General features: G+C 57.9%; 1 pseudogene. It reads right to left on the bottom strand.

Features of this window, described 5'->3' with window-relative positions:
* Positions 1 to 254 (bottom strand): annotated as a pseudogene (locus tag CDN38_RS28420) (IS1634 family transposase); the annotation flags it as partial.

The following is a 254-nucleotide window of genomic DNA, read 5'->3' as shown; positions in this document are numbered from 1 at the left end:
CTGGTGGTTTTTCATCGGTGAAGGTCAATGAGGCCCAGGCTTTGCGGAGATGCCACACCAGGTAGCGGGCCAGCATACAGATCAATAGATGGGCTTTAACACGGTCTTCCAGCCGGTGGTGGACGGGCCGTACTTGGAGGTCATCGGTTTTGATGCTCCGGAAGTCGCGTTCGATGTTGGCCAGATCCTTGTAGCTTTGCACCACAGCGGCCGGGGCCAGTTCTGCGGCGTCCACGCTGGTGCGTATCACATAG

The organism is Mycobacterium ostraviense, assembly GCF_002705925.1.
Classification (GTDB): domain Bacteria; phylum Actinomycetota; class Actinomycetes; order Mycobacteriales; family Mycobacteriaceae; genus Mycobacterium; species Mycobacterium ostraviense.
Note: the sequence above shows the minus strand (reverse complement) of the source record. Positions and strands in the feature narration are given on the sequence as shown.